This is a genomic window from Nitrospira sp. M1, assembly GCF_965152605.1.
Genome location: NZ_OZ224217.1, coordinates 2039320 through 2059444 on the forward strand (window position 1 = coordinate 2039320; position 20125 = coordinate 2059444).

Genomic DNA, 20125 nt, shown 5'->3' on the forward strand with positions numbered 1-20125 from the left:
GTTCAATGTCATAATGGCCTAGCTAGCTTCCTGAATTGTGATATCAACCTCTTGCACGTCATGATATCGTGCCAACGCAGAAGCGGTGCCCTTTCGTGGGCCAACGACTAAGATGGAAAAGTTATCTGGTCGTAAATGTAGGCGAACGGCTTCCCGCACTTGCTCAGTCGTCACTTGTTCGATACCTTTTCGAAACTGGACAAACCAGTCGGCAGGGTATCCATAATACTCATGCGTGACGTATTTGCCTAACACTTTGGCTGGAGAATCCACGGAAAAAATATACGAATTTAAAATGGCTCCCTTTGCTTTAGTCACTTCTTCCTCCGTGGGCGGCTCCGTCACCATTTTTTGAGATTCGGCAATGAGTGCATCAATACCGGCACCTGTCGTTTCAGTTTTTGTTGACATCATTAAACTGGCCAAGCCTGGATAGTCCCACTGAAACCCCACTCCTCCGTGCACATCATACGCAAGTCCCTGCTTGGATCGAACGTTTGAAAACAGTCGAGCACCAAAGGAGCCGGATAATATCTGATTGACGATGACCAGGGGGTAATAGTCGGGATTCCGTCGCATGACCCCCAAATGTCCCATCATGATTTTCGCTTGCGTCATATCATTTTTTTCAACATAAAAGACTTTTGCCGCATTCGATTCTTGATACGGAACCGAAATGTCTTTGACTGTCGGACCCGCCGGCCAATTTCCAAATGCATCTTTGAGCATCTTCAGCGCCGAATCTAATTGAAAATCTCCCGTGATTCCCAAAATCATTCGATTGGGATGAAAGTAGGATGTATGCCACGCGATCAAATCTTTTTGAGTGATCGCACTCACCGTGGCATAGGAAGGCGTTCGTGCATAGGGAGAGTCTTGACCGTACACCAGTTTTTTAAATTCTCTTCCGAGAATGGCGTCAGGATTATCATTTTGTCGAGAAATGCCCGCCATCGTTTGGTTTTTAGCAATAGCCAGTTTTTGGGGATCAAAAGATGGATGCCGGAGAACATCTGCAAAGACGCGTAACACATCTGGAAAGTCGTCTTTCAGGCAACTCATTGCTGCTGTGCCGGCGGTTTCACCGATGGAGGTTTCAATGGTCGCGGCTTTACCTTCGAGAAAATCATCCAACGCATCACCCGCTAATGATGTGCTTCCACCACTCCGCATCACCGTTCCGACCAGTTGAGCGAGCCCAGTCTGCGAAGTTGATTCTAATCGAGAACCCGTCCGTATCTTTGCAGAGATACGGACGAGTGGAAGTTCGTGGTCCTCCATCATGACAATAACCATTCCATTTTCCAACTCCACGCGTGTTGGCACTGGTATTTCGAGTTCTGAGAGAGGTGGAAACCGTAGGTCTTCAACGCGATCAACTTGAGCATAACTGGGGCCTTGTCGCGACAGACTCAGCAAAAGTATCAAGCATATACAACCGCACACTTTGAAGATATTCAACAGGATACTCATTGTTGCTGACCTCCTGAAACTGCTGCGTCGGTGTTGATCGGTTGGGGCGGTTTTGTTTCAATCATGGCAACGACACGGTTTGCTTCCTGAAACATCTGGCCCGCAACCCGGCGAATGTCAGCCTTGGTCACGCTCTCTAAGCGACCGATATAGGTAAATAATTCACGCCAATCGCCGAACAACATTTGATAGTCCGTTAGGTACATGGCTAATCCCAAGTTACTGCCAAGCGCTCGCACTAACCCGGCTTTGGCGCGAGTGCGGAACTTTTGCAATTCTTCATCCGTCACATCTTCAGTGACTATGCGCTCTATCTCCGTACGCAACGCGTCCTGTACGGTGGCATTGCTCACGCCACGGCTTGGGACGCCATAGGCGATCCAGAGATGTGGGTATTTTTCTCCTGGGTAGGCACTATACGAGCCGGCTGACACGGCTATTTGTTTATCACGGACCAGTGACCGATAGAAGCGAGACGTCCGTCCATTTGTCAAAATATCGTCGATGGCGTCAAACACAGGCTGATCGGGATGCGTTACTGCTGGCTTGTGATATCCCTCCAGGTAAAATGGCTGTGAAGGATCGCGAAGCACCACGGTTTTTTCCGCGATAGAAGGCGGTTCAACCGTTCTGAGCGGATTTGGTTTTGGTCCTTCGGGAATTCTTCCAAAATATGCTTCTAAGAGCGGGATGAGCTTCTCTGCTTTCACATCGCCAACGATGGCCGTCACCATATTCGCTGGCACATAATGCTTACGATAAAATGCTTCGGCATCCGTCATGGTATACGACTGAATGTCGCTCGCAAACCCAATGACTGGATGGCGATAGGGATGCGCAATAAAGGCCGTTGCAATAAATTGCTCGAGCAAGCGACCGATGGCACGGCTTTCGGTCCGAAGGCGGCGTTCTTCCATCACCACATCCCGTTCTTTATAAAACTCGCGAAAGACCGGGTGCAGAAATCGCTCAGACTCTAAATAGGCAAACAGTTCAACTTTATTCGATGGTAAGGCATAGAAATAGCCAGTGACATCAGACCCCGTGAACGCATTCAATGAGACGCCACCTTCGCGTTCGATAATATCTCCAAACTCATTTTTCACGACGTACTGGCTGGCCACCTCTTGCATCTTTTTAAAGTGCGCTTTGCGTTCCTTGACGGTCGATGGATCGCTATCCGATGCAACTCTGGCCTGTTGATAGGCGAGGTATGCGTCTTCAAGGTTCTTCAGGGCAGTTTTCTCCTCCGCATAATTCGATGTTCCGAGTCGTGGTGTTCCTTTGAACGCCATATGTTCAAACATATGGGCAAGACCGGTCCGGCCGCTCTGTTCTTGTGCGGAACCCACATTAACCCGTGTCATAAATGCAAAAACGGGTGCTTTGGGACGTTCAACAATAATAAACGTCCAACCATTTTTTAAGGTGTGGGGAGTGACGTGTTTGGAAAATGATGCGAGATCTTGTGCAAAAACCTGAGAGATGAATAGTGGGAAGGAAAAAGCCAGTAGGAACCCATAAACGCAAATCGGTTTCCTCAACACATGCTTGAGAGATATCATCCTGTCATCACCTCATTCAAGATAGTGGAACATTACCTACATCCTACCCAGTCAACCAGAACGCATGCAAGGCGAATGGGAAGGGCATTCGCGCTGTGACTATCATAGAGGAGGACAATCCTTATGTCACAACAATTATAGAATACACCATGCCATGGAATTCGTTGAGTCTCTACGTGAGGAGGCATGTCCAAACGTTCACGTCTGTGACAAAGTCATGCTTCCAATGCTTAACCATATCGATCATTATTCCATGGAAGTGCGGTATTCGAATAGCCACGGACTTCCCAAAACCCTTTTTGGTCCTTCTCGGCAAAAGTGATCTTTTTAATCCACTTCGCGCCTTTCCAGGCGTAGAGCTTTGGAATAATCATGCGAACTGGCCCACCGTGGTCTCTCGATAGAGGAAGTTGTTTCCATTGTGAAGCCAGAAAGACATCATCATCCTGGCAGACAGACAACGGAAGATTCGTCGTGTAATCATCATACGCTTCAAATAAGACAAACTTGACGGACGGAAGTGGGCGAACAACATCGAGCACATGTTTAAAACTCACCCCTACCCATTCGTTATCCAAACGACTCCAACTCGTGACGCAGTGAAAGTCTGTGGTTATGGTTAGAGATGGTTGGGCGTGAAATGCGTCCCAATTCCAGGTGACTGGATTTTCGATGTGTCCATCAATTTCCAATTTCCATTCTTCAAGTGAAATTTCAGGCTTAAAGCCAAGATCCAGCACAGGCCAATTATTGACTACATGTTGCCCCGGCGGGACACGAGGGTCACCATAGTCTTCATCAACTTCTCGAGCCGAATCTCCTCGACCCCGCTGCATGAGTTTTTGTTTGGCTCTGAGAATTTTTTCATTGATGTCCATATTTTTCTACCCTCCAGATATGCGATCTCAACACAAGCCAGGAATGAATGGGCTCTATGTCACCCTTATTCTTACACGCTGAATGAACGTTTGGAGGCTTGGACTAACTGAACAATGAGGGACGGATCTTTGAGTCGTCGGTAAATTATAGCCGTTCCAATTTACTTCCGTTTGTACGACGTGTGTTTTTGCGCTGTGTACATGATGTACATTCGGTTGGAAGTTATTTGGTTTCGCTATAAACAATGAACATCGCACCATGAGTCGTATGTACCAGGGACGACAAAAAATCAGCTGCCGGAATCAATTGGTGCTAATGCGCCCAAGAAAGGGAATTGCCCAATATTTCGTAGTGTTGTATCGGATACCAAGCGAAAATCATCTTCTTCTGGTCCCACAAAGGTCGGCGAGACATTCACATCGGTTTGACTTTGCCGATCAAGCGGAGCGGGAACATTCGACGCTTCTTTTTGCAGATAGTTTGCGTCATTGGCAAACAAGACATTGAAGGAGAAGGCCGTTTGACTTTGCGGAGAGACAAGAACCCCAATCTGGCTGTCGGTCAAAATATTCCCATGCGCTTCACCTTGCGTTGTGTCATGAAACGCGATCCCCCCACCGTTCTTCACAAGCGTATTTTGAATCACCACAGCCTTGGACGTATCATGGACCATAATGCCTTCAAACAAGCTTCGAGTAATGACATTATGCTTTAAGAGCACCTCTGACGTTCCCCCCACCGCAACACCGTGATCATTGTCATGAATGAAATTACCGATAAGGCTGGCCTTAGAGTTGGCAAACGCGACCCCTGTCGTTTCACTTCCACCTATCACGCAATCTTCTATGCGCACATCCTCAACTTCCTGCCCAAACACCATGCCTTGAACATGAATCTTTTTCAAGAGAATCCCGCCACCATTGAAAATGCCCAACCCTAATCCGCCATGTTGATGAACGGTGAGATTATGAATTTCGACATTTTGTGCACCGTAGGGCCATTTGCCAATGTGGAGAGTCCCGACGCGCTTCAAACCAGTCAGCACCACTAAGTCCATTCGCTCCCCAATAATCTTGAGTCCTTCTTTGCTATGAACGGTGACATCTTCGGCATAGGTTCCAGCCTTGATCCAAATTGTATCGCCGGACTTCGAGGCATCGATCGCTTCTTGTATGGAAAGATATGCCCCCGTACCATCTAATGCCACAGTCCAACCTTCTGTATCCGGCGGCTGCGCTTTCGAGGATGACGTGGCCCAACTGAATGAATGTCCTAAAAATCCAAGGACGAGGGAGAGAGTCGCAAGCATGAGTGTGAGGGAAGTTACGTGCTTCACGTGCTGTTTACAAAGCCCTCTCATTATTTGATCCTAAGGTAGTGAAAAAACTGGTTGCCCGGTATCGTTGTCAATGCACAATGTGCCGATACGTCTTCTAAGGCAATAACCTATGTGATACCTGTGGGTCAAGCTACGGAGCTCACACGCCTCTAAGTCATGATTGTGACGAGGAAAAATCCTATGCTATGGTGCGATATGCTCATCGTGGGCCTGACGGGTGGCTTGGCATCGGGGAAGACAACCCTTGCGCAAATATTTCAGCACTATGGTGCATGGATCATTGATGCTGATCGTCTCACACGAGAGGTCGTCAAACCTCACCGAGTGGCCTGGAAGGATATTATTCGAACATTTGGCCGAGGAATATTGACTGAACAGAATACCGTGAATCGAGCGGCTCTGGCGGATGTCGTCTTTGACAATCCTCGTAAGCTCAGGCAATTAACGGATATTCTCTATCCCCGCGTGGCACGTGAGCAGGCTCGCCTGGTACGGCAAGTGTTTCAGGATAATCCGGAAGCGGTGATCATCTATGACGCCGCCATGCTTATTGAGTCAGAAGCCTACACACGTATGGACAGAGTCGTCGTTGTGACCGCCAATCGACAGATACAAATTCAGCGGGCATGCCGTCGAACGGGCATGTCCCGAGCTGAAGCTATACGTCGATTGCAACATCAGATGCCGCTTCTTGAAAAAAAACAGTATGCTGATCATGTGATCAACGGGGCACTGCCCTTGACGCGACTACGTCCAATTGTTCGAACCCTGTATCGTCTCTTTCAAAAAGAGGCTCGACAAAAAATATAACCATTGTGTCTTTCATGTCTGATAGCACAGTATCATCAGCCTTCTCCCTTTCCCAAGCCCATGCATGTCGCACGGCAAGGGAGTACTTCAACGAATAAGGAGTCGTTTCATGCATAATGTTGTCATTCTTGGGTCTGGACCTGCGGGCCTGACCGCCGCCTTGTACACCGCCCGGGCCAATCTTTCCCCTCTCCTGATTGATGGTTCTCAGCCAGGTGGACAATTAACCATCACAACGGATGTTGAAAATTTTCCAGGATTTCCTAAAGGCATTATGGGGCCACAGTTGATCATGGATATGCGAGCTCAAGCTGAACGATTTGGCACGGCATTTCGGCAAGGCCATGTCACCAAGGTTGATCTTGCCAACCGTCCATTTTCCATCACGATCGATGACGAGGAGACGATTCAAGCTAAGACCCTCATTATCTCCACGGGTGCCTCAGCGAACCTCTTAGGGCTTCCCTCTGAAAGCCGACTCATGGGGCATGGCGTCTCTACCTGTGCTACCTGTGATGGCTTCTTTTTTCGAGAAAAAGAAATCGTCGTCATTGGAGGGGGAGATAGTGCTATGGAAGAAGCCACATTTCTCACAAAGTTTGCGACTAAGGTGACGATCATCCACAGGCGCGATTCATTACGTGCCTCAAAAATTATGCAGGATCGTGCCGAAAACAATGAGAAAATTTCATTTCGATGGAATACGACTATCGATGAAATGCTTGGTGACGATGTCGTGACTGGAATCCGTGTGCAAGATGTGAAGACCAAGGAAATAGAGGATCTTCCTTGTGCAGGAATCTTTGTGGCGATTGGCCATACCCCCAATACCAGTTTGTTTCGAGGTGTTCTCGATATGGATGACGCTGGTTATCTTGTGACCCAACCACATAGCGCTGCGACGAATATTCCCGGCGTCTATGCCGCTGGGGACGTTCAAGACTCGCAGTATCGACAGGCGATTACGGCGGCAGGATCAGGATGTATGGCTGCCATTGATGCCGAACGTTTTCTTGAAGGTCTCGAGTAATATCTCACGTGTCATGTTCATAGCTATGCGCACGAATAGAATATGTCGGTTACGGAATGTCGAGTCGACAATTGTCTATTCGAATACGATACCTGATCGTTATCTCATCTCACGCTTCATGATGCATTGAATGTTTCACGCACTGGTTCATTATCATGAGGTCGCTCTCAAAGGAAGAAATCGCGGATTCTTTGAGCAACGGATGGTCCACCATCTGCGATCCGCGCTCAGAAACCTCAAGGCAATCCAAGTTGAAGCCTTACCCGGTCGAATTCGAGTCAGCTTCCCGGAAGAACGGTCTTGGGAATGCATTCATGACACGTTGGCTCGCACATTTGGTGTGACGAATTTTTCCTTCGCCCGGTCGGCGCCGATTTCATATACGTCATCAGATTTAACGAAGCTCAAAGAAGCCATTCGGCGAGATATTTCTACCCATGCATTCACGACATTCCGTGTCCTAACTAAACGAGCCGAAAAACGATTTCCCAAAACCTCGATGGATATCGATCGGGAAATTGGTGCGGACATTTGTGCACACACAGATAAACGTGTGAATCTCTCAAAGCCGGATTTAACGGTCTACATCGAAATTTTAAAACACGAAGCCTACTATGCGTTCAATAAAGAGCCAGGACCTGGCGGACTCCCAGTCGGGACCGGAGGGAAGGTATTATGCCTCATGTCGGGAGGAATTGATTCACCGGTTGCCGCGTATCGAATGATCAAACGTGGATGCCGGGTTGTGTTTGTCCATTTTCACGGACGTCCGTATCTCTCCCGCGTCTCAGAGGAAAAAGTACGAGATTTAGTCACCTTATTGACCTCGTATCAACTTTCCTCAAAGTTATACCTTGTGCCATTTGGTGACATTCAACAACAGATTGTTCTTGGTGCGCCTGCCCCTGTCCGCGTGGTGCTCTATAGGCGGATGATGATGAGAATAGCCGAAGAATTAGCGCGACAAGAGGAGGCCTGGGCCCTTGTCACGGGAGACAGTCTTGGGCAAGTCGCTTCGCAAACTCCAGGCAATATTCAAGTCGTGAGTGAAGTCACGGCGCTGCCGATACTTCGTCCACTCATTGGAATGGATAAAATCGAAATTACCGAACAGGCACAAGCGATTCAGACCTTTGAAACATCGATTGAGCCAGATCAAGACTGTTGCACCCTTTTCGTCCCGCCACATCCAAATACTCGCGCACGATTATCCGACATTCAACACATTGAAGAAGGGCTTGATATTGCTGGAATGTTGAAGCAAGGCATTGAACACGTAGAATGTGCTAACTATACCTTCCCAAATTAATCTCAACCAGAACATGCCTTGGGTCCACGTAGTCTGGGCTGAGGCGGCCAAGGTATGAGTAATCGGTCAGGAGCCAGTTCCCCTGTCATGCCTGCTCTCATAGCGGACTCGCACATGCGATATCTTCACTCACTGCTTCTTCTGCTTACCTTTCTGGGACTACCACTGTTCGGAACATGGCTTTCAGGAGCATCAATCTGGCCTTTTCTCTTTTTTCCTCCACGACCAGGGTCTGTTGCCCCCGGTGAAGTTTCCTGGACACTTTTTACGACTACCGCCTTTGGCATTGTTCTCGTGATGTCACCATTTATTTGGCGGCTGATAACATTTCCTCGTCCTTCGTCGAAAAAAGCGCCGACTGGATCATTCCCGACTTGGGGATGGTGTGCCGTTGGGTCCTTAGCCGTCGCATGGTTGGCGGCCTGGACACGATGGCCTGCCATAGCAGCGGTTCAACTTCATACCTTTACGCCTCTCTGGCTGAGTTACATTGTCTTGATCAATGCCTGTACGATGATGCGAACGAGTCGTTGTCTTATGGTCAATCAGTCAAAAATCTTTTTAAGCTTATTTCCGATAAGTGCGATATTTTGGTGGGTGTTTGAGTATCTGAATCGATTCGTTCAAAATTGGTATTACCTGCCGAACGAAGAGATTTCGGCCTTCGCCTATGTGTTTTTCGGAAGCCTGTCGTTCTCCATCGTCCTTCCTGCGGTTTATGGCACCTATGAATTCCTACTGTCGTGTGATTGCATCACAGCGCCATTTCGCAATTGGTGGAAGGTTAGCTTTCGGAATGAAAAATTCCTTGGGTGGGCCCTCCTGCTGTTAGCCTCTCTAGGGCTAATCGGTATTGGGCTTTGGCCCAGGGTCTTGTATCCACTGTTATGGACCTCCCCATTGCTTCTCATGTTAGCGATTCAACTGCTTCAGGGCCAAGCCTCGATACTGAAATGTCTTCGATGCGGCGATTGGCAACCGATTGTCGTGCCAGCCGTTGGCGGGCTTCTGTGTGGAGTTCTTTGGGAATTGTGGAATGTCTATAGTTTGGCACATTGGGAATATGCCATTCCTCATCTTCACGTCTTTCAAGTGTTCGAAATGCCGATTTTAGGCTATGCCGGCTATCTGCCATTCGGGATGGAATGCTTGGTGTGTATTCATATGTTCTTCCCGACACTACAACGTGAGCCGAGGCGTGAAGCTATTACCGATGTTAGCCCTCTGGACGTAGATGTAAAGGGAGGATGGCAAGGGATCTGACGTGTGATTTTTTCGAATGTCTACGACGTACCACATACATTCACTGTACGTGATCGTGGTCTTAGATTCTAAAAATCCTACGCGGCACTAAGACTAGACGTTTTCTTTGTTGTGTGACGCCCCAAGCTCTTGAGACCGCTTCGTTGCTGCGGCGACGGCATTCATCAATGTTGCGCGAACCCCGCCGTTCTCTAATTCATGAAGTCCAGCGATGGTTGTTCCTCCAGGAGAGGTGACTCGATCTTTTAACTGTCCGGGGTGCTCGCCACTTTCGACAACTATATGCGCCGTTCCAAGTACGGTTTGCGTGGCAAGTGTATGTGCAATGTGGCGAGGCAGTCCCATGCGGACTCCACCATCGGCCAATGCTTCTATCATCACATAGACATAGGCAGGGCCGCTTCCACTCAACCCAGTAACGGCATCCATCAGCTTTTCTTCAACCACCACAACTTTGCCGGATGCCTCAAAAATGGCCTCAGCCATGTTCATATGGTCTTGGGTGACAGTTGTACCCGCGGCGAGAGCCGTGGCGCCTTGCTGGACAAGGCAGGGGGTATTCGGCATAGCCCGGATCACGGAAGTAGACTCAGAGAGTTCACCAATGATTGCCGACAGAGGAATGCCGGCTGCGATTGAAATAACGAGTTGAGAGGTTGTCAACCCTGTCTTGACTTCCTGGAGAACTTGGGGAAGAACTTGAGGTTTAACAGCCATAATAATAATGGTCGCCCATTTCACGGCATCCGTATTATCGGTCCCAACCTGAATCTGATATGTGTCTTTGATGGAATTGAGGCGAACTTGCGATACATCCGTGGCCCAAATGTTGGATGGGTCTACAGCATGCGATTGCAGAAGGCCGGCCAGCAACGCTTCAGCCATATTTCCTGCACCAATAAAGGCGATTTTTTGATTCTTCAACATTCACCGAGTATACCCTGCCCTTATCATGGGTTCAACTCAACTGTCGTGCCACACGATGAGCCTGCTCCCATTCACATACTGGCACATATGGCAGAAACATATTCTTTTGAACGCCAATTTGTTCATTGCTCGGCAGAAGTTGCTGGCTTATGCTCTGGAAAGGTATAGTTTTTAGAAATTCCCATTAAGTCGGAGAAACCGATGCTTTGGCATCTCATCTGTTGTCCTTATCAATGACTCAACGACATCATCATCTAGTAAGCAAAGAAATGATCGTCTTGCATGAGATGGCTAGGAAGGAACCGATTCCGTAGAATTCTAACGCTTGACAATCTTCTTCGTTACGTACCGATCTGGGAGGAGCATGTGATGAGACGGGAAATATTTTTACTCGGCTGTGCGTTTTTATGCTTTGCGATGATCACTGACGTTTCTGCAGCGACTCGGGACAGTTTTTCTCGTGAACAAAAGGCCAAACTGTCCAACGCGAATACCATATTTGTCAACGTCTTGGCGTTGACTGAACGAGGCCGTGGCGATGCCGCTCCGCTTATCAACGTCATTACTCGTCGCTTACAAGAACTTGACTACACGATTGTCACTGATCGCAAGCAACCGCATGACGTTGAATTTCGTGTCAAATGTGAGGAACAGAAAAAATCCACGGGGACAACACGAGCTGGCGGTGATGCGGATCAGGTTGACAGTCCGGCACGTCTGTGGAAGGGCCCTGCCTGCCTCTTTGCCTATTTTTTGGAAGGGAGGGACTCGGGTTGGCAAAAAGAAGTCCGGACAGACTTTGACGATGTGCGGGCCGCAGCCAAGGCCGCGAATGTGAAAAAAACTGGGGACTTTGCCTTAGCTCAATTAAAAGACAAACTTGAAGAGTATGATTTCCCCGTCAAACTTGCCGCACAATGGGGTCACGAAAAACGACTGCTGACTTTGCTGAAAGGGGCAAACACATCTCAAGACCGAAGGTTGACGATACTCTCCGTCATGCCCAATCTGCAGTCACAGGAAGCGCAACCCTATTTAAAAGAATTTCAACAAGAGGAGACGCATTCGGTAGAGAGCATTGCCGCACTGGCCGCAACGGGAAGTCCTGGAATCCCCGTGCTCACCAGTATATTCACAAATACGAAAAATGACTCATCAATCCGTGCGGCGGCAGCCAAAGGCTTGGGATCGATTGGCGCCATAACTGGAGATCATGACATCACCCCTCCAATTTTAAATTACCTTACCGAGCGGGTGGATGATCTAGAGTCATCAGAGGACATTGATTTTCCTGTGATGACCGAAGTGGTGTGGGGTCTTGGGAAGTTGCGGGACGGGAAATCGATCGGCCCACTGAGGAAATTAGAAGAAAAAGTTTGGCTGATCTACGATACATCAAAACCCATGAGTGAGCTTCGGCTGGCCGTGGATTGGACGATTAAACAAGTCGATATGGATGAACAAGCGAATTAATGGGCAGAACAGCGTGTTATCATTGAACGTCTTTCACTCCTGTGAATACATCACGTCAAAGCATGGAACGATTGCCTCAAGGCTCTCTATGGAAATTGCCTCTTTTTTTTATTCTCTCAGTCGTGTTGGGATTCAGCACACAAGCTTTCGCTCAGCTTGTTGGAGAGCAGGCTGAGTTAGAGCGGTTAGAAAATCAGGCAAATGATGTGATGGCCGGTGGTGATCCACATGGAGCTGCCCTTTCAATTGGAAAGGCCGCGATGATGGCCGCCATTTTAGCAAAAAAAGACTTTGATCTGCCACGGAAAACTGTCTACTCGGGGATCGAAGCCTTATTTCGCACACAAGAAAACGGGTATCGAGCCATTGCGCTTTTCGAGCAAGCTGGTGGGCAACCTCCAGCTCCAACTGGAGCCTGTCAATTGTTGGCGTTAGCCAGTCAGTATAACGCAACGGCACAAAACATTTTCTCGAGCCTTGATGTCAGTATGCCATCTGAGTCGACATCCCTTTCTCAGCAGTATCTGCCACACGTTCAAGAATGGACGGAAATTATTCAAGAATTGCAGACTGATTTTTCCTGTTCGTAATCCTTATCAATCTCACCAGTTTGCATGGTTCAAAAATCAAAACTTTTTTCTCTCAAACCTGACGTGCAGTTTTTTGATGCTCAGTTGCATTGAGCGTGAGGGAGTCTGCCCTAAGAAGAACAAACTGATCCAGGAGGTGATGTCATGATACAGGCAAAAATGAATAATTCGGCAAGGTCTTTCGATATATCCTCACAAAAAGAGACCGATAAAAAGAATTGAGCATCGACATGCATTTGCCAAGCAAACGTCAGGGACTGACGAAACTGGATCAGACACCTCAAGTCTTGGATGGAAATGTGAACAGGTATCGACCTAGCAGAGCAAACCTATTGGATGTGGGAGAGTATCCGTGAAGCATATGTTACGAATCTTTTTTTCTTTGCTTATCGGTTTCGGTGTCAATCATATTCTCGTCGCTATGGCCGATATGAATGTCCATGCCGCACAAGATGGTATTGATGTCATGAGTGCGGGGCAGCAGACAACTGGCTCCGATTCGCAAGGCATGATGGTTTCTGGCTCGACACGTCCAGGCTCACTATTAGTGAGTAATACCATTCGTTTGTTCAATACAGCCACTTCACCTCAAAGCAAGCGAGCCATTTCAATCGCTCGTCCATTTCCCAAAGGCACGATTGCACAATTTGCTCAGGCTAAATTGAATGGTGTGAAGGTGTTGACCCAATGTGATGTCAAAAATCGATGGCGTGATGGATCCCTAAAATTTGCCATTGTGAGCTTTATTGTGCCTTCACTGCCTTTGACTGGTGCGATTGATGTTGAATTTGTGAATCAGTCAACTGGTCACAATGCAGGATTTCTAAGCCAATCACAGATGTTGCATGCCGATTACGATTTTGACGCAACCATTCACATGCATGGAAAACGCGATCGCACGGTGCGGGCACGGAAGATGTTGGAACACGGAATGTTTCGTTACTGGTTGCAGGGGCCGATTGTGACGGCTGTTATTCTCGAGGACCGTACGCCTGCTCGTAACGAGGACCAAGACTTTGGTGACGGAAGCAAAGCCCTTCATCCTATCTTTGAATCATGGTTTTATCCTCAGGGAAAGCATGTACGAGTGGGATACACCGTTGAGAATATGTGGGTAAGCTCTACCCGGTCACACAGCATGCGAGATCTGTCCTATCGTCTCACACTCAAGGCTGGCCATACTCACCCTGTCACAAAATGGACTCACCCTACCTTCACGCATATTGGGCAATCCCGATGGCATAAAACATTTTGGATTGGAAATGGCCCAGAACCGGTGAGGGTCGACCATAATCTTGCCTATCTGGTCACGACAGGCGCTATTCCTCATTACGATAACTCGTTGTCTGTCTCTCCTTCCCTTGAACGTCAACGATATCAAACTTATCAACAGTACAGCGGTACCCTGGATGGGAGGAACACCGGAACGGCATCGAATCATCTTGGGAATTACGTCAAGGCCTTAAATGCACCGGGGAAAAACGATTGGATAGGCTTGCAAGCCACCTGGGAAATACTGTGGCTCTACTCCATGAGTGAACGAGGCTATGCCATGGTGTTGGGAAATGCAGATCTAGCAGGTCGTCTCCCTATTCATCTCAGAGAAGCTGATTCCCAAGCGGGAAGCGGAGACTACTTTGATCAATCCTGGAGCCGACATTCAAATCTTTGGCAGCAGGGAGTCAACCTTAGAACAGGAACGATAGATACGTTTGGAAGAATTGTCTCCATTAATGCCAGGCCGACGACCCAATTTGCAGGAATTTTAGACTCGGGAAACAGCATCGACAGGATCCAGAGGGGACTCATTTCCAACGATGGATGGGCGGAAACTGGATCCAGTCATCATACCGATGCCTGTTATACCGCCTATCTGTTCAGTGGACAGTATTACTATCTCGAATGCCTTCAACTGGATGCAAACTTTCGTCTTGGTTGGCAATTATCCGGATGGAATAGTCATATTGCCAGACCTGGCAATGAAGGACTGTTAAACAATCAAAATGTGCGAGCGGATGCCTGGGGGTTAAAAGTCCTTGTGTATGCGGCCTTTATTTCCCCTGATGGAGAACCAGAGCAACCCTACTTCATCGATAAACTTCACAATAATATTACGGCTTGGGAAGGGGTTCAGAATCTTCCTGCCACCTATCCAGAAAGAGACGAGGTCTGGGGGTGGGGAAGACATGTTAGGACAACGAATCCCTATTGGTTATTTCCCGATAAGCAACCGTCACCGCTTGGTCAATGGAGTACTGGGACGAAAGATTTTCTGCAAAGGCCAATACGCAACGATGGGTCATTAACCCATGCGACATCGCCTTGGGAAGAGAACTTTATGCTTGTGGTTTTGGGGATGGCCAAACAAATGGACGTCGCGGATACGACAACACTTTTGAGATTTATGGCCAAAAAGCGATTTCACCTGAATTTGGATGAGACCCCGACAAACCTGAGTACCCTGGTTGAAGCCTATCGTGATCCCACGATTGAAACATCGACGGGTCAGTGGATTCCCAATTTCACGGCATTTGCTAACCACTATATATCACCACTTCCTCAACGGAGAGATAACCTCGCTCCCGATCACAGTTATGCCTTTATCGCCTTGTCGGCCGATAGTTTTTTGGCCCCCTATACGGTCGACGGTCTCAGTGGACAAGACAGTTGGAAGGCCAATAAAGCAGCTACGCCGCTTCAAGAACGTCTTGAGACGGGTAGTCCCAAATGGTCGATCACACCAATGGGGAGTGTTGGCCGCAATACGAAAGCGTGGGCAGAAACCATTCCTCCGGCATCTCCTCGAAACCTTAAGACCATTCAGTAGAAAGCAAAACAGAAGATGTGTTGTGAGGGAAAGTGAAGCGTACTTATTTTCCGAATAGTTGTTTTAATAGTCCTTTTCCTTGTTGTAACATTTCTTCCATTTTCTTCGGATCACCTTCAAGAATCTTTTTCATTGAGGAGCCCATTTGCTTTTGAAGACGTTGTTGAATTGATCCAAAGTCTAACCCCACTGTGGCTTCAGTGAGATGCCCTTTGACTGTGAATGGCACAACAAGCTTGCCTTGCTCTAATGCCATCTTGGCAATTGGCATGCGCTGAGTGATTTTTCCTGATACTGCATCTCCTAATCGCAAATTCCCGTTGATGTTCATTGATTGATCGCGCATGACCACACCCGCACCTTGCATCTGAAAGTTGTCCTCAATGCCTTGCAGCAAAACTGACTTAATGGGGAATTGTTCGTTGTGAAATGCAACGTCACCTTGAAAGTGTGAAAAACGTGTGACGCCTTGCCCAGTACTCAAGAGGCCTTTGAGTTTCAACACGTGTTCAATCTGTTCCAGCAAGTCAAAACCCTGTAACTGTCCATTGACGATTGAGAGGTGCGCGTGACCAAAAAGGTGAGGAGGTTGTTTCACAGGAATGGTGCCTTTCACTTCCCAATTCATTGCCCCAGTTCCCTGCAACGTAACTGGTGTAGGCTTAAGCACCTGCTGAACGTCGTCAATATTGATGTGTTCAATGGTTCCTGTTGATTGAAAAGCGGGAATCTCAGAACGCATGTCCCATGTGCCATTCGTCTTCAATTGACCATTGAAAATCTTCCCCGTAAGCCTCTCGACATGTATCAAGGTTCCATCAATTTTCGCGTGTACATCGAGTGTGCGCATCGACACAGGACGATGAAGTGGCAGCGATACTGGAAGATCTTGACTGCGTACAATTGGAGCCGTTCCATGAATCTCCAGCTTCGTCCCAACGGCATGACCGGAAACGGTGAGAATCGACTCCCCCATTTTCAGCTGACACTGCAGAGGATCAACACGTATGTCGGTTGTCGATATTGTCGGTGGATCCGTTTTACCCATCGGTAGTTGGACATGAGCAAAGATCTCTGTCAACGCAATTGGTCTATCGAGAGAGATACTGAAAGGAAGATCGTTTGAGGTAAGCCTTGACGATGACAAATCCAGAGCGAGCATTCCATCTGTTATATGCCCTTTGGCGTTAAGGCTTGATTGGCCAAGATTGACTCGCATCTCAATCTTTGAGATATCCCAATTAGTCTGAAGCGGACCGACAGTTCCTGCTAATGATACCGGAAGTTGTGATGGAAGAAGCGTTCCTTGGACAGAGAATTGAGCGGTAGCACCAATTCGGACGGACTCTGTCTGCATCTCAATATTTTCAAGCTGATACGATTGTTTTTGTTCTCGAGAATGATCTTCGTACCGTACCGTACCGTTCGATATCATGAGCTGTTCTACCCCGAGCATGGCTAAGACCGATTCACGTGATTCTTTAGGCGTCGAAGAAGCAGAACTTTTCTGTTTTCCGCTTCCCAGCGTTTCGGTATTCAATGTGTTGTCTCTTCCGCGAAATAGCGTGAGACTGGGTTGATGCAGAGTCAAGCTTTGGATTTCAAGTCGACGCTGAAGTAGTGGTTTCCATTTTACGGCTACTTCGATTGAAGACACTTCGACAAAGGGTGCGTGAGTTACGCTGGGATCATCAAAGATCTTTGCGCCTTCGATTTGAAGGCCGATCTGCGGGTACCACATTGCACGGATATGCGATATTTCGACCTTTCGGTTCAATGCTTGCTCAACAATCGGAATGTACTGCTCACGATACCGATTGAGATCCAGCCAATATGGAAGAGTCAAGATCAGGAGAAGAAGTAGGCCGAGCAGGGAGCCGATGGCGATCATGATTTTTTTCACAAACCTTTCCTTTGTCGTCCCAGTGATTCGAACAAGGTCATGACAATCGTTACTTGAAGGGAAGGCACGAAGAAGATGTTGGAGACGCTAGCCCCTTGGTTTGTTCATCATACATAAATCGAGCGAGAGATTGAGCGATTTCCGTTGACACCGCTTCTTGCATAGCCTGCGTAGCCCGTACACGGGCTTCGTGCTGCGTGATATGCCCTTCACGTCCTGAGCGAGAGACCGCACCGATGACCCGTTGACCATCTGATTCTATCACTTGAATGTCGCTACACCAACGAACATATTTGAATAAAGGGTCGTTCAGCTTGAGATCCTCTAAGCGTGAGGTCCCGGTAATGAGGAAATCCGGTCTCTTCTGATGAGACGCATCGATGGGCTGTTGAGAATGGTCTGTGCGGGAAGCGAGTTGACCTGCCTCGCGAGTGACCAATCCTTCGCGAGTTAAGCCATCCCAAATGGCTTGGGACAGTTGCAGTTGCTGATCTCCAGTCACCTGCACATCGATGTGCACATCGTTCAACAAGTACGCGTCGAGTGCTCGTTGAATACTGGCGAGTGAATACAGCGCGGGAACTTCTTCTCCAGTTAGACTGACGATTTGCAAATCTGCATTGACGATTTGCCGAAGGTGCATATCGCGTAATGCTCGCTTCAACCCACGAAGTTTCGTGATGACATCTATTCCGGTACGACCATCTTCCATATTGCGTTGAATCGCCTGATCGTATTTCGCAATATGTGCGCGTAAGAGACGTTCAGTTTTGGCGCGATGTAAGCCCGCTAAGATAAAGTGTCGAGCATCATCGGGACGAGACCACGCTTCCAGGACTTTGACATCGGCTAAGACCTTTTCGGTTGAGACCTGTGTGAGATGGTCAAGCGTCAACTGCCGGCTAGCCTTTTTATGATTGCCTTGGTCAACTTGTGAATAGATCTCGTTGTCTTGCATCTGAGCCTGTACATGTGCGTGAAAAATTCGTGCGACTGCCGCATAGGCTCGTTGCTCTGCAACTGCACGTGTGTCAGCTTCACCTCTCCCAAGTAAATATGTTTCGGGGGGGAATTCATGGCTGATTCCGTCAACCCAATCAGGGCGGGAGCGATCTTCCAAGAATGCGCATCCGAACCCTACACTCCACATGCCAATTGAAAGAAACAGTATGATTGCGTGAGGAATAGCCATTGAGTTCCGCGTTTTATTTGAGAATCCGTTGAGTCAGAAAGCGAGTCTCACCACTCTTCACCGTCATTGCGTGTGTCACAGAATTGGGAAGTACGTTTCCAAGCGCGTCGTATGAATCGATTGTAATGGAATACGTTCCAGGAGGGACCCAGAGTCGTGTGGCCTGAAACTCTCCAGGTAGCGTTCTCCAGGTTCGAATGTCCGCTTCTTCTGTGAGAATCGCAAATATTTTCGCGACACTCGCAGCCACAAGTCCTACCAAGGCCTGAGAGTCCTTATTCACGGCTGCCTGGGCCCCATATCCAATACCGACGGCAGCGGCCATTTTCATCGCCGCTCGTGCCACGGCTCGTACCACGAGTGCTGTATAGGCATCATCTAAATTCTTTTTGGCGACGGCATCCAAATCATACATCCGTTGAGTATCTCTCTGATAGGACTCTACGCCATTGTCTGCTCGAATGGTACTGTACGCAACAGGTGAAGATTGTTGTAGAACGCGAGGTAAGGCCACGCGTACGATATCACCTTGTAATCCATAGAGCACCGCATCCGGTCCACGCATTCGCCTGTGACTTCGTCCAAACCCCTGCTTGGTCAGCGCCATTAAGTGCAAGGCGTCAAGACTAATGGGAAAGTCGAGCAACAGATCAGTTTTTGTCGGTCCACGTCCATTCATACTGATGACGACGATTTGCGCCATGTCTTGCTCATGAACGAACGGCTCAGAGGCATCAGGGAAGGCCTGTTGGTAGGCATGAAACTCTTCGCTCAACCCCAGTGTTTTGGTTGTTCGTAATAAATCTTCTTGTAATATCAACGGGAAGGTAATCTGCGACCACGGTTCGGCCAGTCGATACCCTTCAGCGGCTTTTCGATAGGCAATAAACGCATTGTTTGGATCGCCTGCCGCTTCATACAGCACTCCCGTCATATATCGTGCAAACGGATCTTCACGATACGTATCGTCCTCAACTGAGTCGGCAATGACATTGAGTCGATGATCGATGCGCCTGGCTTCTACTAATGCGGCAGGAACATCGTCAAGGCGGGCATAGTTCAGCACCTTGATGACATTGACCATGACCTGTTCATAGGGATCGCCTTGATAGGGAAGCTGCGTTTCATTGACAAGAATGGCTGCAGCTTCATCTCGAATACGCGTGGTATAAAAATCTTCAATGAGGGCATCGGCTTCTTCAAGAAAGGTATTACTGTCTTGATAGCGACCAGCAAGATGCAAGGTCATGCCTCGATCCATGAGGTACAACAGATGGCTCCGTTGTCCATAGTCTTGTTTGGTTTCCTGAATTATTTGATCGGCTTGCTTCGGGTTCCCGGCAAGTAAACTCTTTTCGACGCTCGAGTAGTGACTGCCAAATGAGCTGCACCCCGACAACAAGAAAGTGAAAGAGAGCAGTGCGGTAAAGCGTAGTCGATCCGAAATCCGAAGTGGGATTAGACAGGCGAGAATCGTGGCGAGCGTGCTGGGATTGACAGAGTCTGGCACTGACGATTGATTAACAGGGACATCACGTTGATACA

Annotated in this window: 15 protein-coding genes; 7 read left to right on the forward strand and 8 right to left on the reverse strand. The window is 48.2% G+C overall.

The genetic code is table 11. The annotated features are described in order from the left end of the window. Positions 1-18 precede the first annotated feature (18 nt). From ACWHX8_RS09240 to ACWHX8_RS09255, 4 genes are all read right to left on the reverse strand, one after another. Entirely contained in the window at positions 19-1428 is a 1410-nt protein-coding gene (locus ACWHX8_RS09240; RefSeq protein ID WP_447971663.1) for a M16 family metallopeptidase, read from the reverse strand. A gap of 41 nt (positions 1429-1469) precedes the next feature. Next, positions 1470-3038, reverse strand: coding sequence for a M16 family metallopeptidase (locus ACWHX8_RS09245; RefSeq protein WP_447971664.1), 1569 nt, complete (start codon positions 3036-3038; stop codon positions 1470-1472). A 230-nt stretch (positions 3039-3268) separates the two neighbouring features. Beyond that, positions 3269-3916, reverse strand: coding sequence for a molybdopterin-dependent oxidoreductase (locus ACWHX8_RS09250; protein WP_447971665.1), 648 nt, complete (start codon positions 3914-3916; stop codon positions 3269-3271). Between the two features lie 290 nt (positions 3917-4206). Continuing rightward, the gene (locus ACWHX8_RS09255; RefSeq protein WP_447971666.1) at positions 4207-5253 is read right to left on the reverse strand and encodes a right-handed parallel beta-helix repeat-containing protein; all 1047 of its coding nucleotides are present in this window, start codon (positions 5251-5253) and stop codon (positions 4207-4209) included. Between the two features lie 183 nt (positions 5254-5436). Between ACWHX8_RS09255 and coaE the strand changes: the two genes are divergently transcribed. The 4 genes from coaE (at position 5437) to ACWHX8_RS09275 (ending at position 9668) form a co-directional block, all read left to right on the forward strand. Next, on the forward strand, positions 5437-6066 hold the full coding sequence (coaE, locus tag ACWHX8_RS09260) for a dephospho-CoA kinase (protein WP_447971667.1): 630 nt from the start codon (positions 5437-5439) through the stop codon (positions 6064-6066). A 109-nt stretch (positions 6067-6175) separates the two neighbouring features. After that, complete coding sequence (trxB, locus tag ACWHX8_RS09265; protein WP_447971668.1) at positions 6176-7096, forward strand: thioredoxin-disulfide reductase; 921 nt, start codon at positions 6176-6178, stop codon at positions 7094-7096. Between the two features lie 130 nt (positions 7097-7226). Next, positions 7227-8405: a tRNA uracil 4-sulfurtransferase ThiI gene (gene thiI, locus ACWHX8_RS09270; protein ID WP_447971669.1), complete on the forward strand. Its 1179-nt coding sequence runs from the start codon at positions 7227-7229 to the stop codon at positions 8403-8405. Between the two features lie 54 nt (positions 8406-8459). Then, positions 8460-9668, forward strand: coding sequence for a hypothetical protein (locus ACWHX8_RS09275; RefSeq protein ID WP_447971670.1), 1209 nt, complete (start codon positions 8460-8462; stop codon positions 9666-9668). Positions 9669-9761: 93 nt separating this feature from the next. Here ACWHX8_RS09275 and proC read toward each other — a convergent pair whose 3' ends face one another. Next, the gene (gene proC / locus ACWHX8_RS09280) at positions 9762-10595 is read right to left on the reverse strand and encodes a pyrroline-5-carboxylate reductase (protein WP_447971671.1); all 834 of its coding nucleotides are present in this window, start codon (positions 10593-10595) and stop codon (positions 9762-9764) included. Positions 10596-10964: 369 nt separating this feature from the next. On the opposite strand from proC, the gene ACWHX8_RS09285 reads away from it, so the two are divergent. The 3 genes from ACWHX8_RS09285 to ACWHX8_RS09295 all read left to right on the forward strand — a co-directional run bounded on the left by ACWHX8_RS09285 (position 10965) and on the right by ACWHX8_RS09295 (position 15485). Continuing rightward, on the forward strand, positions 10965-12068 hold the full coding sequence (locus ACWHX8_RS09285; protein ID WP_447971672.1) for a HEAT repeat domain-containing protein: 1104 nt from the start codon (positions 10965-10967) through the stop codon (positions 12066-12068). Positions 12069-12130: 62 nt separating this feature from the next. Further along, complete coding sequence (locus ACWHX8_RS09290; protein ID WP_447971673.1) at positions 12131-12658, forward strand: hypothetical protein; 528 nt, start codon at positions 12131-12133, stop codon at positions 12656-12658. Between the two features lie 352 nt (positions 12659-13010). Then, positions 13011-15485, forward strand: coding sequence for a hypothetical protein (locus ACWHX8_RS09295; RefSeq protein ID WP_447971674.1), 2475 nt, complete (start codon positions 13011-13013; stop codon positions 15483-15485). A gap of 43 nt (positions 15486-15528) precedes the next feature. On the opposite strand, the gene ACWHX8_RS09300 is transcribed toward ACWHX8_RS09295, so the two are convergent. Genes ACWHX8_RS09300 through ACWHX8_RS09310 form a run of 3 tightly spaced genes read right to left on the reverse strand, consistent with a single transcriptional unit; the run spans position 15529 to position 20090 of the window. Further along, complete coding sequence (locus ACWHX8_RS09300; RefSeq protein ID WP_447971895.1) at positions 15529-17415, reverse strand: AsmA family protein; 1887 nt, start codon at positions 17413-17415, stop codon at positions 15529-15531. Between the two features lie 22 nt (positions 17416-17437). After that, a complete protein-coding gene (locus tag ACWHX8_RS09305) occupies positions 17438-18580 on the reverse strand; it encodes an LPP20 family lipoprotein (RefSeq protein WP_447971675.1) in 1143 nt (380 codons plus the stop codon). A gap of 13 nt (positions 18581-18593) precedes the next feature. Beyond that, the gene (locus ACWHX8_RS09310) at positions 18594-20090 is read right to left on the reverse strand and encodes a COG3014 family protein (RefSeq protein WP_447971676.1); all 1497 of its coding nucleotides are present in this window, start codon (positions 20088-20090) and stop codon (positions 18594-18596) included. Between the last annotated feature and the right edge of the window lie 35 nt (positions 20091-20125).

What these genes read in the sequence shown, in the direction of transcription:
- ACWHX8_RS09245 (WP_447971664.1), bottom strand. Translation starts at nt 3,038, where the DNA reads ATGATATCTCTCAAGCATGTGTTGAGGAAACCGATTTGCGTTTATGGG.
- ACWHX8_RS09250 (WP_447971665.1), bottom strand. Translation starts at nt 3,916, where the DNA reads ATGGACATCAATGAAAAAATTCTCAGAGCCAAACAAAAACTCATGCAG.
- coaE (WP_447971667.1), top strand. Translation starts at nt 5,437, where the DNA reads ATGCTATGGTGCGATATGCTCATCGTGGGCCTGACGGGTGGCTTGGCA.
- trxB (WP_447971668.1), top strand. Translation starts at nt 6,176, where the DNA reads ATGCATAATGTTGTCATTCTTGGGTCTGGACCTGCGGGCCTGACCGCC.
- thiI (WP_447971669.1), top strand. Translation starts at nt 7,227, where the DNA reads ATGTTTCACGCACTGGTTCATTATCATGAGGTCGCTCTCAAAGGAAGA.
- ACWHX8_RS09275 (WP_447971670.1), top strand. Translation starts at nt 8,460, where the DNA reads ATGAGTAATCGGTCAGGAGCCAGTTCCCCTGTCATGCCTGCTCTCATA.
- proC (WP_447971671.1), bottom strand. Translation starts at nt 10,595, where the DNA reads ATGTTGAAGAATCAAAAAATCGCCTTTATTGGTGCAGGAAATATGGCT.
- ACWHX8_RS09285 (WP_447971672.1), top strand. Translation starts at nt 10,965, where the DNA reads ATGAGACGGGAAATATTTTTACTCGGCTGTGCGTTTTTATGCTTTGCG.
- ACWHX8_RS09290 (WP_447971673.1), top strand. Translation starts at nt 12,131, where the DNA reads ATGGAACGATTGCCTCAAGGCTCTCTATGGAAATTGCCTCTTTTTTTT.
- ACWHX8_RS09305 (WP_447971675.1), bottom strand. Translation starts at nt 18,580, where the DNA reads ATGGCTATTCCTCACGCAATCATACTGTTTCTTTCAATTGGCATGTGG.